This window comes from Micromonospora sp. Llam0 (assembly GCF_003751085.1).
GTDB lineage: Bacteria > Actinomycetota > Actinomycetes > Mycobacteriales > Micromonosporaceae > Micromonospora_E.
The window spans coordinates 2,940,180-2,955,444 of sequence record NZ_RJJY01000001.1; the positions used below are offsets into that span (position 1 = coordinate 2,940,180).

Below are 15,265 nucleotides of genomic sequence, written 5' to 3' on the forward strand. Positions count from 1 at the left end.
GGGCTGGCCGTCTGTCGGCCGGGCTGGGCTTCCACTGGGTGAAAGCGGGGGTCCCGGGTGCGATGGGCCACCCGGGACCATACGACCGTCCCGCCGTCGCACGCCAGGGAGGTCAGTCACATGCCGTTCGCCCGTGATCAGTGGTACGTGGCCGCGTACAGCAACGAGGTCGGACGGGAGCTGCTCGCCCGCACCGTCCTGGGTGAGCCGTTGGTGCTGTACCGCACCACCGCCGGCACGGCGGTGGCGCTCGCCGACCGGTGTGTGCACCGACGCTTCCCGCTCTCGCAGAGCCGCCTCGACGGCGACAGGATCGTCTGCGGCTACCACGGCTTCACCTACGACGAGACCGGCAGCTGCGTCTTCGTGCCGGGTCAGCAGCGCATCCCGCGCACCGCGCGGGTCGCCGGGTACCCGGTGGTGGAACAGGACACGCTGGTGTGGGTGTGGATCGGCGACGCCGAACCTGATCCGGCGACGGTCCCCCGCGCGCCGTGGCTGGACGACCCCGGCTACACGGTGGTGCGCGGCATGGCGCCGCTGAACGCGCGCTACAGCCTGCTGGTCGACAACCTGATGGATCTGTCCCACGAGACCTACCTGCACGGCGGCTACATCGGCACGCCCGAGGTGGCGAACACGCCGATCACCACGACGGTGGACGAGGAGAAGGGCGTCGTCCACGTCAGTCGGCACATGGACGACGCGGAGTGCCCGCCCTTCTACGCCCGGTCGACCGGCATCCAGGGCCGGATCACCCGGTGGCAGGACATCGAGTACCACCCGCCGTGTCTCTACCTGCTGCACAGCCGGATCGCCCCGCAGGGGGTGTACCCACCGGCCGAGGGCCCGGACAGTGCCGCGTTCCACGCCGAGATCGTCTACGCGATCACCCCGTCGACCGAGCACACCACCTACGACTTCTGGGCGGTGGCGCGGGACTTCGCCGTCGACGACGAGTCGGTCAGCGAGTACCTCTACCAGAGCAACCACACGGTGGTCATGCAGGACGTCACCGCGCTGAACACCCTGGAGCAGGTGATCGCCGCCGAACCGGAGCGGTACCAGGAGCTGAGCATCAACATCGACACCGGTGGCCTCGCCGCCCGCCGCCTGATCGAACGGATGATCGGGGCACCGACGGTAGGGGCGTCCCGGTGACCGTCTCCGACGGCCTGCCCGCCGGCGACCGGCTGTACCGGATCCACTGGCTGCCCGGCACCGACACCCTGCGGGGCACCTGCCACTGCGGTGCCGAACGGACCGCCGACGATCCGGTGGAGTTGTGGCAGTGGCTGCTCGACCACCCGCGTGACCACCTCGCGCCGCGGGCGGTCCCGGCGGCGGCGCGGCGGACCCCGGCGGGTGCCACCCGTCGCACCTCGGTGCCGGCATGAGCGCTGACGGTCCGACCACGACGCAGCTGGTGGTCGCCGGCCGGGAGCAGGTGGCGGCCGGCGTCGTCGTGCTGACCCTGTGCCACCCGACCGGCGGTGAGCTGCCCGGCTGGTCCCCCGGCGCGCACGTAGACCTGCTGCTGGGCCCGGGTCTGGCCCGCCCGTACTCGCTCTGCGGTGAGCCGGACGACCGCGGCACGCTGCGGCTCGCGGTGCAGCTCGAACCCGGCGGACGGGGCGGCTCCCGGCACGTCCACGAGCGGCTCCTCCCCGGCACGCAGGTGCTGGTCCGCGGGCCGCGGAACAACTTCCCGCTGGTCACGGCGGAGCGGTACCTGTTCATCGCCGGTGGTATCGGCATCACCCCGATCCGGCCGATGGTCGCCGCCGCCGACGCCGCCGGGGCCGACTGGCGGCTGGTGTACGGCGGACGCAGCCGCGCCACGATGGCGTTCGCCGACGAGTTGCGGCAGCGCTACGGCGACCGGGTACGCCTGTACCCGCAGGACGAGGCGGGCCTGCTCGACCTGGCCGGACTGCTCGATGTTCCGGGTGACGAGCTGGTCTACTGCTGCGGGCCGGAGGCGCTGATCGGGGCGGTGGGGCAGCGGTGCCGGGCGTGGCCGGCCGGCAGCCTGCGGGTGGAGCGGTTCACGCCGTCGGACGGCACTGCGGTCGACCAGGGTGGCGGCGACCGGGGCGTCGTCGAGCAGGGTGGCGGCGACCGGGCGGGCGACCACGGCGGGCCGGGCACCGACGGCGCGGTCGAGGTGGAGTTGGCGCTGTCCGGTCGGACGGTGTCCGTGCCGCCCGGGACGTCGATCCTGGCCGCGGTGGAACAGGCCGGCGTCGCGGTGCTCTCCTCGTGCCGCGAGGGCACCTGCGGCACCTGCGAGGCCACGGTACTGGCCGGGGTGCCCGAGCACCGCGACAGTCTGCTCACCGAGGAGGAACGGGCCGCCGGTGACACGATGCTGATCTGTGTCTCCCGGTCGCGTACCCCCCGACTCGTGCTGGAGCTGTGACCGGCCGACGGCGATGATGGTGGGATGGGTACGCAGCCCGGCCGGTCGGTCACCAGCAAGGTGCTGGCGCTGCTCGCCGCGTTCAGCCCGGCCGACCCGGCGTTGACGCTGAGCGAGCTGGCCAGACGGGCCGGACTGCCGGTACCCACCGCGCACCGGCGGGTCGCGGAGCTGGTCGACTGGGGCGCGCTGGAGCGCGGCGCGGACGGCCGTTACCGGATCGGGCTGCGGCTGTGGGAAGTGGGCTCACTCGCGCCGCGCGGGCTGGGGCTGCGGGAGCTCGCCCTGCCGGTGATGGAGGACCTGTACGAGGTGACCCGGGAGAACGTCCAGCTCGCCGTACGACAGGACCTGGAGCTCGTCTTCGTCGAGCGGATCGCCGGCCGACACGCGGTGCCGGTGCTGACCCGCGTCGGCGGCCGCTTCGCCCTGCACGCCACCGGGGTCGGGCTGGTGCTGCTCGCGCACGCGCCGGTGCCGGTGCAGGAGCAGGTGCTCGGTGCTCCGCTGGAGCGGTACACCGAGCGGACCATCACCGACCCGGCGGCGTTGCGCCGGCAACTCGCCGGGGTACGCCGGTCCGGGTACGCGGTGAGCGACCGGCAGGTGACGATGGACGCGTTGTCGGTCGCCGCGCCGATCACCGGGCCGGAGGGGGTGCTCGCGGCGATCTCCCTGGTGGTGGCCTACGACCGGGCCGACCCGGTGGCCCTGGCCCCACTGGTGCAGGCGGCGGGGCGGGCGATCTCCCGGGCGGTCGCCAGGCCCGGGGTCCGGTAGCCGCGACCGACCCGGCCGTGGTCAGTCGGGGAACGCCAGCAGCCGCAGGATCCGCGCCAGCCGCTGCCGGTCCTCGGGCGTGACGCCGGCCAGCAGGTCGGCCTCGGCCGCCCGCGCGGACTCCTGGGCCCGGGCGAAGAGCACCCGGCCGGCGTCGGTGGCGACGAGGACGTTGGCCCGCCGGTCGGCGGGGTCGGTGCGCCGCTCGACCAGGTGACGCTTCTCCAGGTCGTCGATGAGGGCGACCACCTGGCTCGGGTCGAGGCGGAGGAACTCGGCCAGTTCCCGCTGGGTCGGGCGGGTGTCGTAGACGGCCAGCGCGAGGACGGAGAAGGATCGGGCCTTCAGACCATGTTCGGCGAGGGCCGAGTTCGCCGCCGTCAGGCTGAGGGCGTTGGCTCGGGCGAGCAGGAAGCTGAGGTCCTCGCCGAGAAGACCGTGCCGTAGACGGGCGGTTCCCGCCGGCCGGGGCTTCTCGCTCGCGGTCATGGCGGCCATGGTAGCAAGCCTCGGCAATAATTGACTTCCTCAACGGTTCATGATTCGATCGGCTGCGACGCGAAGGAGTTCCCGATGTCCCTGGACGGCAAAGTCGCCATCGTCACCGGTTCCGGCAAGGGTCTCGGCCTGGCCTACGCTCAACAGTTGGCCAGGCAGGGTGCCGCCGTGGTGGTCAACGACGTCGACGCCGAGGCCGCGAACCAGGCCGTCTCGGCAATCGAGGCGGCCGGCGGACGCGCCGTCGCGCTGGTCGCACCGGTCGGTCCCACCGAGACAGCCGAGGCCCTCGTCGGCACTGCGGTCGAGCGCTTCGGTCGACTCGACATCCTGGTCACCAACGCGGGAATCCTGCGGGACACGGTGCTGTGGAAGATGAGCGACGAGGACTTCGACACCGTCGTCAACGTGCACCTGCGGGGCACCTTCACCACCGTCCGGGAGACCGTCCGGCACCTGCGGCAGGCCGGCGAGGGTGGGCGCATCATCTGCATCGGCTCCCCGACCGGCCAGCGCGGCAACTTCGGGCAGACCAACTACGCCGCCGCCAAGGCCGGCATCGTCGGCATGGTGCGGACCTGGGCGCTGGAACTCAAGCGGGCCGGCATCACCGTCAACGCGGTCGTGCCGGTGGCCGCGACCGCGATGACCGCCACCGTCCCCTACTTCGCCGCCGCCGTGCGGGCCGCCGACCAGGGCGAGCCGATGCCCGACTTCTTCCGGCACGATCTCGGCTTCGGTACCGCCGACGACGTGGCCGGACTCATCGCCTTCCTCGGCTCCGACGCCGCTGGCGACGTGACCGGCCAGGTCATCGGGGTGGGCGGCGACCGCATCCAGATCTGGACCCACCCGGAGGCCGCGCTGACCGCGTACCACGAAGGTGGCTGGTCCTACGACGCGCTGACCGACGCGTGGCCGACGCAGTTCGCCGACGCGCTGCAGAGCGTCGGCGAACGCTTCCCGGAGCTCCCCGAGGAGTTCCGGACCGACGCCTCCTGACCCGCGGCCGGACGGAGGGTGCCGAGCATGTACCAACCCGCGATCGACCTTGCCGCGATCACCGCGATCGACGTGCACGTGCACATCGAGGTGGACGACCACGGCCACGCCTCGCTGCCCGAGCCACTCGTCGCGGCCGCGTCGAAGTACTTCCGGACCGACGGCCCACGGCCGGCCGTCGAGGCCGTGGCGCAGTACTACCGGCAGCGCCAGATGGCCGCAGTCGTCTTCACCGTCGACGCCGGCACCCAACTGGGCCACCGACCGCTGTCCAGCATCGAGATCGCCCGGGCCGCCGCCGAGCACGCGGACGTGCTCATCCCGTTCGGCTCGGTCGATCCACGCACCGGCGACGCCGCCCTCGAACTCGCCGCCCGACTCGTCGAGGACGAGGGGGTACGCGGTTTCAAGTTCCACCCGACAGTGCAGGGCTTCGATCCGAGCCACGACGAGTACGCGCCGCTGTGGAGCCTCATCGAGAAGGCGGGCGTACCGGCGTTGTTCCACACCGGGCAGACCGGCATCGGCGCCGGCCTGCCCGGCGGCTACGGCCTGCGGCTCGGGCTGTCCAACCCGATCCTGCTCGACGCGGTGGCCGCCGAGTTCCCTGATCTGCAGATCATCATGGCGCACCCGTCGGTGCCCTGGCAGGACGAGGCGCTGTCGGTGGCGACACACAAACCCAACACCTGGATCGACCTGTCCGGGTGGAGCCCGAAGTACTTTCCGGCAGAGCTGGTGCGCCACGCCAACTCGATCCTGAAGCGCCGGGTGTTGTTCGGCACCGACTATCCGCTACTCACCCCCGACCGGTGGCTCCGGGACGTGGCGAACATCGACCTCAAGCCCGACGTGCTCCCCGGCATCCTGAAGGACAACGCCGCCCGGCTGCTGCGCCTGACCGGGTGACCAGGACGAGAGGAATCCCGTGACGACGACTGTCGATTTCCAGCAGCTCGGTGGACTCACCGGCACCGACCTCGGATACACCGACTACCGAACGATCACCCAGGACCAGGTGAACCTGTTCGCCGACGCCACCGACGACCACCAGTGGATCCACGTCGAACCCGAGCGGGCGAAGGCGGGTCCGTTCGGCGCACCGATCGCCCACGGCTTCCTGACCCTCTCCCTCGCCGTTCCGTTCTGGACGGAACTGCTCGATGTGACGGGCGTGTCGACGAAGGTGAACTACGGTCTTGACAAGGTGCGTTTCCCCGCGCCGGTGGTGGTCGGGTCGCGGGTACGGATGCGGGCCGTCATCGCCGAGGTCACCGAGGTCACCGGCGGGTACCAGCTCACCGTCGACCAGACGATCGAGATCGAGGGCGGGGCCAAACCTGCGGTCGTCGCCCGGGGCCTGTACCGCTTCTACGCCTGAGCGCTGCCGTCCGCTCCCACCAGTAGTCCGCTCCCCCACCAGGAGGTCGCCGATGCATCAGCACGGAATCGGCACCTGGCTGTCCAGGCGCCGCCGGACCGCTCCGGACCGGATCGCCCTCGTACACGGCGAGCAGTCGGCCATCACCTACCGGCAGTTCGCCGACGGGGCGGACCGGATCGCCGCAGTGCTGCGAAACCTCGGTGTCGGCAAGGGAGACTCCGTCGCCTACCTCGGCGAGAACAGTCCCGAGTTCCTCCAGACGATGTTCGGCACCGCCCAACTGGGAGCCGTGTTCGTACCCGTCAACACCCGGCTCGCGCCGCCCGAGATCGCTCACGTCCTCACCGACAGCGGCGCCGTGGTGCTGCTGCACGATCCCGAGTTCGCGCCCCGGCTGGCCCCAGTCGTCGGCACCGTACCGACCCGGCACGTCGTCGTCACCGGGGCCGGCACCGCGCAACATCCCGGCCTCGACGCGCTGCTGGGAGACGCCGCACCGGGAGACGCCGCAGACGTCACCGCGGACGACCCCGCAGCGATCATCTACACCTCGGGCACCACCGGCCGGGCCAAGGGCGCGGTGCTGACCCACGGCAACCTGACCTGGGTTGCGATCAATACCATCGTCGACTACGACGTCGTCTCCACCGACGTCGCACTGATGATCTCGCCGCTGTTCCACGTCGCGTCGCTGGGCATGGGCGCGCTACCGGTCGTGCTCAAGGGTGCCACGCTGGTACTGGAGAAACGGTTCGAACCGGGGCGGGCGCTCGCCCAGATCGAGCGGCACCGGGTGACCATGCTCAGTGGGGTGCCGACCACCTACCAGATGATGGCCGACCACCCGGAATGGGCGTCGACCGACCTGTCGACGCTGACCAAGCTCACCTGTGGCGGGTCGGCCGTCCCGACCCGCATTCTCAACGCCTACGAGGAACGCGGCCTGTCCTTCTCGCAGGGGTACGGGATGACCGAGACGTCACCGGGTGCCACCGCGCTGTCAGCGGCGATGACCCGGGCGAAGCAGGGCAGCGTCGGCCTGCCCCACTTCTTCACCGACGTCCGGGTCACCGACGAACGCGGCGAGCCAGCTGCGGCAGGCACCGTCGGCGAAATCGAGATCACCGGCCCGAACGTCTTCGCCGGCTATCACCGGCTGCCCGGGGAGACGGCCCGGTCGTTCACCGCGGACGGCTGGTTCCGCAGCGGCGACCTCGGCTATCTGGACGCCGACGGCTACCTCTACATCGTCGGCCGGCTCAAGGACATGATCATCTCCGGGGGCGAGAACATCTACCCGCCGGAGATCGAACTCCTGCTCGGTGAACTGGACGGGGTGACCGGGGTCGCGGTCATCGGGGTGCCCGACCCGCAGTGGGGCGAGGTGCCGTGGGCGATCATGACGGTCCGGGAAGGCACCATCGTCGACCTCGACGTGGTACGCGACCACCTGGACGGCAAGGTCGCCCGCTACAAGCTGCCCAAGAACGTCGTCATCGTGACCGAGCTGCCCCGGACCGCGTCGGGGAAGGTGCGGAAGGCCGACCTGCGGGCCCGGTTCGGCGGCTAGGCCCGGAGCGGGTGGCGAGCGCGGCGAACTCCGCGTCGGACTCGGTGGCCAGCCGCTCGTGCACCTGCCGGTACACCTGCGTCGATCTCGTCGCCGGCCAGTCGTCGTCCATGAACTCGCGGGGCAGTCTCGGGTCGACCCGCAGCAACGCGAGCCAGTCCGCGACGAGCATCGTCCGCACCGTCAGGGCGCTCGGCGCCTGGGTCACCGCACCCGGGTCGTCCCAGACCTCGATGAACGCCAGGTGTTCGCGCCGGATCGCCTCGATGTCCCACGCCGAGCGGACGCTGTCGGCGATCGGAAAATCCGTGAACTCCCGCGCGTGGAAGGCGATCACCGTGTTCGGCGGCAGATCCTGGCGCAGCGGTTCCAGGGAGCCGGCGAGGTCGACCTCGCCGGGTGCCAGCCACAACCCGTCGCGCAGTGGCGCGAAGCCCTCCCAGGTGAGGGTCGACCGCAGCCGGTGACGGAACGTCCGCTGGCCCTCCGGAATGGTGAAGGTTACCAGCGTCCATCCGGTGCCCTGCGGATCGAACGGGTGCGGGCCGCGGACCCGGTCCGTCGCCTCGCGCAGGACCGCTGAGCCGTGTCCGGTCAGTGCGAAAGAGATCTCCCGGCCGCTTCTGCTCCGCGCGAGGATGCCGCTGTGGACGAGCCGGTCCAGGGTGGCCCGGGTCGCCGGGGCGGCGACGCCGGCCCCTTCGAGCACCCCGATCAACGCGCTGGCCCGGATCGGACCCGGATCGTCGTCGACGACGTACTCGCCGAAGAAGGCGAGCAGCAACTGCTTCGGCTGACGGCTACGCACGGTCACCCCCCGGACGGATCGATCGACGGTACGATCATGACGCCACGGCCTGCCCCCGTTTGGCCCGTTGGATCTGGTCGTACACGTGCGTGCGCAGCTGGGTGAAGCGGGGCAGCGCCCGGGTGTTGATCTGGTCGCGGCCCGGTGGCAGGTCGACGGTCAGATCCTCCTGCACCCAGGTGGGCGACCTGGACAGCACGAGCACCCGTTCGCCCAGGTAGATCGACTCGTCGATGTCGTGGGTGACGAAGACGATCGACATGTTGCGCGAGGTGTGCAGCTCACGTACGAGATCCTCCAGGTCAGCCCGGGTCTGGGCGTCCACTGCGGCGAACGGCTCGTCCATGATCAGCACTTCCGGTTGGTACGCGACGGCGCGCGCGATCGCCACCCGCTGCTGCATCCCACCGGACAGTTGCCACGGGTGGCTACGGGCGGCGTGAGCCAGGCCCACCGCTTCGAGGGCGTCGGCCACCAGCTTCCCCCGTGCCGCGCTGGACAACCGCTTGTGGCGCAACGGCAACTCGACGTTGCCGCGGACCGTCAGCCATGGATAGAGGCTGCGGCCGTACTCCTGAAAGACGACGGCCATCGCCGGGCTCGGGCCGGTCACCGGGGCCCCGTGCATCTCGACCCGCCCGCTCGTCGGCCGTAGCAGACCGGCGAGACACTTCAGCAGGGTCGTCTTGCCACAACCCGACGGCCCCACGACGCAGAGCAGCTCACCGGCGTCCATCGTGAAACTGACGTCACCGATCGCCTCGACGTCGCCGTTGGCCGATTCGTAGACCTTGCGCAGGTGCTCCACCTGCAGCAGGACATCGCGGTCAGGCACGGTTGACCTCCCTGATTCCGTGGTACCAGCGCAGCACCCGCCGCTCCACGACACCGAACGTCACGGCGAGCAGGACACCGACGAGACCGAGCAGCAGGATGCCGCTCCACATCTCGGCGATGAGGTAGTTCCGTTGGAAGTAGGCGATCCGGTACCCGAGACCAGCGGACGAGGCGAACATCTCCGAGATGACCATCAGGATGAGCGCCACCGACAGGCTCTGCCGCACACCGGCCATGATGCGCGGGCTCGCCGAGGGCAGTACCAGGAACCAGAGCCGCTCCCACCAGGTGACCTGGAACGACTCCGCGGTCTCCGACATGACGCTGTCGATCGCCCGGACCCCGTCGATCGTGTTCAGCAGAACGGGCCACAGCGCGCCGGAGACGATCACCACCACCTTCATGGTGTCGGTGATCCCGAGCAGCAGCATCACGACGGGGATCAGCACGGGCGGCGGGATGGCCCGGAAGAACTCCAGTAGTGGTTCGAGCAGCTCGCGCAGCCAGCCGAACAGACCGATGAGGGTGCCGGCGGCGACACCGAGCACGATCGAGGCGAGGATCCCCAGGGCGAGCCGGTACAGGCTCGGCAGCACGTCCTCGACGAACGCCGCGCCGACCCAGGTGTCGATGAAGGACTCGCCGATCGCGACCGGCCCGGGGAAGAACCTGTTCGTCGACGAGGTGGACAGCGCACCCCAGAGCACCAGCAACAGGAACGGCAGACCGAGCGAGTAGAGGAACCCGCCGACGACACGGCGCCCGACGCCGCGTCGTCGGCGCGGTCGGCCGGTGCCCGGGACGGTCCGGGCGGTCACGGCGACGGTCCGGGTGCTCACTGGACCTGCTCCCCTCGTACCGACTGGTGCCACGACAACGATCGGCGCTCGATGAACCGGAAGACCAGGTTGACTCCGAGGCCGAGCAGCCCGGTGACCACGACGAAGGCGTACAGCCCGGTGGCGTCACCGGCGGACCGGGACAGTTCGATCATCTGGCCCAGGCCCGGATTGCCGATCACCATCTCGGCGGTGATGGCGAGGATGAGCGCGACTGCGGCGGCCAGTCGGACGCCGGTCATCAGGTACGGCAGCGCGGTCGGCAGGACGAGATACCACAGACGTTCCCGACGGGTCAGGTCGAAGCTGCGAGCGGTGTCCCGGGCGACCGCGTCGACGTCGGCGACGCCGTAGATCATCTGAACGAACACCTGCCAGAACGACGCGTAGATGATGATGACGAGGGCGGCCCGCATCTGGATGCCGAACATCAGCACGGCGAGCGGGATGAGGGCAACCGACGGGATCGGGCGCAGGAACTCGACCATCGTGTGGGTGGCACGGCGCAGGAAGGGCACCAGGCCGACGACCGCGCCCAACGCGACCGCCGCAGCCGTCGCCACCGACAGGCCGATCCCCCATGACGTCATGGTGAGCCCGAGCCGACGCCAGAAGGCGAGGTCACGGAACTCCTCGACCAGCCGCACGAGCACATCGGTGACGTACGGCAGGTACTGCGAGTTGACCAGTCCCAGGGTCGGGACCAGCTGCCAGACGAGGAGGAAACCGAGCAGGCCGACGCCGCCCAGCAGAACCTTGCGCGGCGAACGGGGACGCCGGATGGACAACACGTGCATGTCGCTCCCGGGGTGGGCGGTCCCGCCCGCTGCGGCGGGCGCCGCAGCGGGCGGGACCGTACGGCTACTGCTGCTGGATGAGGCGGTCGAAGTCCGGCTGCTCGTCCAGCACGCCGTAATCGCCGGCGAGCGTCGCGAGCGTCTCCAGGCTCGCCCGGTCCAGCTCCCAACCGAACTCCGGCAGCCGGACCGAATCGGCGACCGCCTCGGGGAGCTCGAGGTTGTCCTTGATCGCCTGCCGGACGTCCGCCTCGTTGGCGGGGTCCTGCGCCCACTCGAGCGTCTCCTGCATCGCCGCCGAGAAGTCGGCGATCAGCTCGGCGTCGGACTCGAGGCTGTCCGCGAGGGTGATCGTGGTCAGGGTCGCCAGACCGGGGATGACCGCCTGGTAGGGCTCGACGACGACGGCATCGCCGCGGTCCCGCAGCTGGGTGACGAACGGCTCCGGCACCCACGCCGCCTCGATGTTGCCGGCTTCGAGCTGGGCCGGGACGTCGGGGAAGGCGACCTCGACGAACTCGATCGTCGTCGGATCGCCCCCGTCCTGCTCCACCGCCGCCATGATCGTCACGTCGCCGGCCGCGCCGAGGCTGTTCACCGCGACCCGACGCCCGGCGAGTTCGGCGGGACGGGTGATGCCGGACGCCGCGGACGCCACCACGGCGTTGATGTCGTCGCCCTCCGCGTACGAGGACGCGTAGTTGCCGATGAGCACGACGCCGAGGTCCTGCACGTCGGCGCGGAACGGGCCGAACGGCTGGCCGATGGCGAAGTCGATGTCCCCGTTGATCAGGGCGGGGATCGCCTGGGCGCCGCCCTGCGCGGGCAGCACCTCTACCCCGATGCCCCGCTCGGCGAAGATGCCGGCTTCGATGCCGCCCCACAGGGCGGCGGTTTCCGTGATCGGCAGCGCCGCGACCCGGACCTGACGCAGCTCGCCGTCCGACTGGTCGGTCGGGGTCGAGTCCGAGTCGGTGCAGGCGGTAAGGGCGAACGCCATGGTGGCGATCAGCCCGAAGGTAAATGTCTTCTTCACTGACGAGGCCTTCCGGGACGGAGGTCGTGGGGTGCGTCGATCCCGGCAGTAGGCCCACCCCGCGCAGGTACATGTCGATGTGAGCGGAGTCACCCTGCCGTGGTGGCCATGCTCGACTACGAGGCCGCCAGATGTCAACAAAATCTGACGACCGTCACGAAAAAGTTGAATATCGCTGCCTGACAGGTCGCGCCACACGGCCGCGCCGGACCGGGATCCCGGTCCGGCGCGGCCGTCGCAGTCGGGTCAGCTCAGCGGCTCGACCCAGATGTTGCGGTACTGCACGGCGTTCTGGTGGTCCTGCAACCGGATCGACCCGGTCGCCGGCCCCTCGGGGATGTTGCCGCCGGTCGGGCCGGTGATGGCGACGTCGTCGTGCACGGTCACACCGTTCCAGACCACGGTAACCCGGGCGTCGGAGGTCTTCTCACCGGCGCTGTCGTAGCGGGCCGCACGGTAGGTTATGTCGTACGTCTGCCACGTCTCCGGCGGCCTTGCGGCGTTGACATCCGGCGCCTTCTGCAGGTAGATGGCACCCGACTCGTTGTTGTCGAGGGTCGGGTCCCCGTACGAGTCGAGGACCTGGATCTCGTACCGTTCCTGCAGGTAGACACCGCTGTTGCCACGGTCCTGACCGGTGACCTCCGGCGGCAGTTGCGGCACCTTGAACTCGACGTGCAGCCGGAAGTCGCCGAACGCCTGCCGGGTACGCAGGTCGCCGCAGCAGACCTCCATCGCCCCGTCACCCACCAGTGGCCAGCTCGCCGAGCGCCCGTCGGTGTGCTGCCACTCGGACAGGCTGCCACCGTCGAACAACACGATCCGTTCACCAGGCTTACGGACGGTAATCAGATCAAGGTTGACGTGACCGGTGTCGGTGGCGTCGACCCGGTACTGGATCGCGTTGGCGCCGCGGCGCAGGGTGAGCAGTTCCGTCTTGGTGGCCCACTCCTTCCAGGTGACGGTGGTGGGCAGGACGGTCTGCCGGACCTTCTCGCCGTTCACGTAGATGCTGACCGTCTTGTCGCCCTGGAACGGGTTCGGACCGTTGCTGTAGCGCAGCCCCACCTCGTACTCGCCGTTGCGCTTCACCTCGACGTGCACCGTGTTGGCGGCGTTCAACTCGCCGAACCCGGCCACGAAGCCGACGCCGGAATGGCCGGCGTGCTCGGTGTCGTACCGGGCACTACCCTGCTGGTAGCCCTCCTCGGCCTCGTAGAAGATCCGGTCCGGCTGCGCCCCCGGGATGGCGTTGAGCGTGTACCAGGCCTCGGTGCTCCACAGCTCCTCGCCGTTGGAGGCGGTGAACGAGCGCGGCGAGCGCAGGTGCACCACCCGGCCCTGCTGCAGGCCGTCGACCATCAACCGGACGGTACGGCGGTCGTTGGAGACGATGACCTCGCGCACACTCAGCGTCTCCTCGTCGACCTTCGGTCCGCCGTACGTGGGGGTCGGCGCGTAACGCCACTGCTTGATCTGGTAACGCTCGGCGATGTCCTGGATCGTCTCGGTGGACAGCGGCCGGGTGTATTCGATCTTGAAGCCGTTCGGGGTGGCGCTCATCGACTTCATGTCGAACGTCCGGTTGCCGTTCGGGGTCAGCTTCTGCAGCCCGTACCGCAGCTTGCCGGCCTGGCCCCAGTTGCCGTCGGCACCGAGCCCACCGACGTAGATCGCCCCGTCCGGGCCGATGGAGACCTCGTTGACCCCGGCCTCCAGCCCCTGGGTGTGCCGGAACACCGCACCCTGGTACTCGCCGTGCACCTCCTCCAGGTACGCGCGCTGCAGCCCGCCGTACGTGACGTCACCGATCAGGAACTGGTCCCGGTACGGGCCCTTCTTGATCCGTACCGGGGTGCTCGGCGAGTTGGCGATCTCGTTCTGCGGCAGCCAGAGCGCCGGCTGGCTGACCGGGTTGGCGTCGAACGGCCCGTCCGGGTTGGTGTAGTGGTTGAAGAACCGGTCCTGCTCGATGTGCACCAGTTTGGAGGCGGGCAGCCAGCCACCCTGGTTGTCGGTGACGAAGAGTTCCTGGTCCCGCCCCCAGCCGATGCCGTTCGGGGTGCGCAGGCCACCGGCGATGTAGCTGACCTCGCCGGTGCGCCGGTTCACCTTGATGCTGGTGCCCCGGTTGCCGATCGGTTGCGGGTCGGTGGTGGCGCCGCCGTAGTCGATCGCCACCGAGAGGTTGAGGTAGAAGTGGCCGCCCCGGTAGAGCAGGCCGAAGGCGAACTCGTGGAAGTTGCCCCCGTACGGCCAACTGGCCACCGTCCGGTACTCGTCGGCGACCTCGTCGCCGTCGGTGTCGCGCAGCTCGGTGAGCTCGTGCTTCTGCGAGACGTAGATGGTGCCGTCGACCACCGCCAGGCCCATCGGCTCCCGCAGACCGCTGGCGACCTTCTTGTACGTGACCTGCTCGGCGCTGGTTGTCCCGGTGACGTTCTCGACGATGTAGACCTCGCCGAGGACCTCCTCACTGCCGCCCCAGGTGGCGATGACCAGCCGACCGTCCTCGGTCCAGTCCATGCCCGAGACCTGCGGCTCGAACCCGTCCGGCCGCAGGTCGGTCAGGGTGTAGTCGGGGTGCACCGCGTCCAGCGGAAGCCCGTCGCCGGGGGTGTCGGTGACACCCTGGCACGCCTTGCGGCCGGGCGCGGTCACCCGGACCACGCCGGCGTCGGTGCTCAGCACGGAGTTGGGCACGACGGCGAAGTCCTCGGTGCCCGGCGGCTGCCAGGACAGGGTGAGCTCCTGCCCACCGCCGGCCTCGAAGTACTCGACCCGCAACGCGTGGTAACCCTCGGTCAGGGTCACCGCACCGTCCATCGGGGTCGCCCCGTGCAGTCCGTCGTGGTCGACCACCATCGCGTCGTCGATGTAGAGGCGGGAGCCGTCGTCGCTGAACAGCCGGAACGTGTACGTCCCCGCTGCGCTGATGTGCAGGTTGGCGAGGGCGTGCGTGACGAAGTTGTCCTCCTGCCCGAAGTCGTCCGCAGTGGACCAGTCGACGACCGGCATCAACTTGTCGACGTTCGGGGTCTGTCCGGGCTTGAGGGTGCAGATCTCGGTCAGCGGTACGCCGATGTCGTAGGTACGCAGGGTGACGCCCGGTTCCTGCGGGGGCAGGTCGGCGACCTGGGCAGCGGCCGGCGACGAACCGACGGCGGCCAGTGAAGCGAGCATGACGGTGGCGACGAGTATGGCCGGGCCACGTGTTCTTGGCGGGCGTGGAGACATTCCTCCCCCTTCGAGGGTGCTGATGAACGCCGCGGTCGCAACCATCGCCGAGGGG

General features: G+C 70.1%; 15 protein-coding genes. 8 read left to right on the plus strand and 7 right to left on the minus strand.

The genetic code is table 11. The features are described from left to right. The first annotated feature begins 120 nt into the window (after positions 1-120). Genes EDC02_RS12910 through EDC02_RS12925 form a run of 4 tightly spaced genes read left to right on the plus strand, consistent with a single transcriptional unit; the run spans position 121 to position 3,202 of the window. Positions 121-1,161: an aromatic ring-hydroxylating dioxygenase subunit alpha gene (locus EDC02_RS12910; RefSeq protein ID WP_123602158.1), complete on the plus strand. Its 1,041-nt coding sequence runs from the start codon at positions 121-123 to the stop codon at positions 1,159-1,161. Beyond that, a complete protein-coding gene (locus tag EDC02_RS12915) occupies positions 1,158-1,397 on the plus strand; it encodes a hypothetical protein (protein ID WP_123602159.1) in 240 nt (79 codons plus the stop codon). Before EDC02_RS12910 ends, EDC02_RS12915 begins: the two co-directional genes overlap by 4 nt. Continuing rightward, positions 1,394-2,422: a PDR/VanB family oxidoreductase gene (locus EDC02_RS12920; protein ID WP_123602160.1), complete on the plus strand. Its 1,029-nt coding sequence runs from the start codon at positions 1,394-1,396 to the stop codon at positions 2,420-2,422. Before EDC02_RS12915 ends, EDC02_RS12920 begins: the two co-directional genes overlap by 4 nt. A gap of 24 nt (positions 2,423-2,446) precedes the next feature. Beyond that, positions 2,447-3,202, plus strand: a complete 756-nt coding sequence (locus EDC02_RS12925; protein WP_123602161.1) for an IclR family transcriptional regulator — start codon at positions 2,447-2,449, stop codon at positions 3,200-3,202. A gap of 21 nt (positions 3,203-3,223) precedes the next feature. Here the strand turns inward: EDC02_RS12925 and EDC02_RS12930 are convergent, their stop codons facing one another. Beyond that, the gene (locus EDC02_RS12930) at positions 3,224-3,691 is read right to left on the minus strand and encodes a MarR family winged helix-turn-helix transcriptional regulator (RefSeq protein ID WP_123604741.1); all 468 of its coding nucleotides are present in this window, start codon (positions 3,689-3,691) and stop codon (positions 3,224-3,226) included. Positions 3,692-3,775: 84 nt separating this feature from the next. Between EDC02_RS12930 and EDC02_RS12935 the strand changes: the two genes are divergently transcribed. The 4 genes from EDC02_RS12935 to EDC02_RS12950 are packed head-to-tail and all read left to right on the plus strand — an operon-like array spanning position 3,776 to position 7,656. Continuing rightward, positions 3,776-4,702 (plus strand): SDR family NAD(P)-dependent oxidoreductase, encoded by a 927-nt coding sequence (locus EDC02_RS12935; protein WP_123602162.1) that lies wholly within the window; start codon positions 3,776-3,778, stop codon positions 4,700-4,702. A gap of 27 nt (positions 4,703-4,729) precedes the next feature. After that, positions 4,730-5,611: an amidohydrolase family protein gene (locus EDC02_RS12940; protein WP_123604742.1), complete on the plus strand. Its 882-nt coding sequence runs from the start codon at positions 4,730-4,732 to the stop codon at positions 5,609-5,611. Between the two features lie 19 nt (positions 5,612-5,630). Further along, positions 5,631-6,083, plus strand: coding sequence for a MaoC family dehydratase (locus EDC02_RS12945; RefSeq protein WP_123602163.1), 453 nt, complete (start codon positions 5,631-5,633; stop codon positions 6,081-6,083). A 52-nt stretch (positions 6,084-6,135) separates the two neighbouring features. Further along, positions 6,136-7,656 carry a long-chain fatty acid--CoA ligase gene (locus EDC02_RS12950; RefSeq protein WP_123602164.1) on the plus strand — a complete coding sequence of 507 codons (1,521 nt, stop codon included), beginning with the start codon at positions 6,136-6,138 and terminating at the stop codon, positions 7,654-7,656. Here the strand turns inward: EDC02_RS12950 and EDC02_RS12955 are convergent. From EDC02_RS12955 to EDC02_RS12980, 6 genes are all read right to left on the minus strand, one after another. After that, entirely contained in the window at positions 7,580-8,464 is an 885-nt protein-coding gene (locus EDC02_RS12955) for a PaaX family transcriptional regulator C-terminal domain-containing protein (RefSeq protein ID WP_123604743.1), read from the minus strand. The two genes, EDC02_RS12950 and EDC02_RS12955, sit on opposite strands and share 77 nt — an antisense overlap. A 34-nt stretch (positions 8,465-8,498) precedes the next feature. Then, positions 8,499-9,299 carry an ABC transporter ATP-binding protein gene (locus EDC02_RS12960; RefSeq protein WP_123602165.1) on the minus strand — a complete coding sequence of 267 codons (801 nt, stop codon included), beginning with the start codon at positions 9,297-9,299 and terminating at the stop codon, positions 8,499-8,501. Next, the gene (locus EDC02_RS12965; protein ID WP_233605893.1) at positions 9,292-10,140 is read right to left on the minus strand and encodes an ABC transporter permease; all 849 of its coding nucleotides are present in this window, start codon (positions 10,138-10,140) and stop codon (positions 9,292-9,294) included. Before EDC02_RS12965 ends, EDC02_RS12960 begins: the two co-directional genes overlap by 8 nt. Further along, positions 10,137-10,937 carry an ABC transporter permease gene (locus EDC02_RS12970; RefSeq protein WP_123602166.1) on the minus strand — a complete coding sequence of 267 codons (801 nt, stop codon included), beginning with the start codon at positions 10,935-10,937 and terminating at the stop codon, positions 10,137-10,139. Before EDC02_RS12970 ends, EDC02_RS12965 begins: the two co-directional genes overlap by 4 nt. 64 nt (positions 10,938-11,001) lie before the next feature. Further along, positions 11,002-11,973: an ABC transporter substrate-binding protein gene (locus EDC02_RS12975; RefSeq protein ID WP_233605894.1), complete on the minus strand. Its 972-nt coding sequence runs from the start codon at positions 11,971-11,973 to the stop codon at positions 11,002-11,004. A 246-nt stretch (positions 11,974-12,219) separates the two neighbouring features. Further along, on the minus strand, positions 12,220-15,156 hold the full coding sequence (locus EDC02_RS12980) for a family 16 glycoside hydrolase (RefSeq protein ID WP_199757626.1): 2,937 nt from the start codon (positions 15,154-15,156) through the stop codon (positions 12,220-12,222). Positions 15,157-15,265 lie beyond the last annotated feature (109 nt).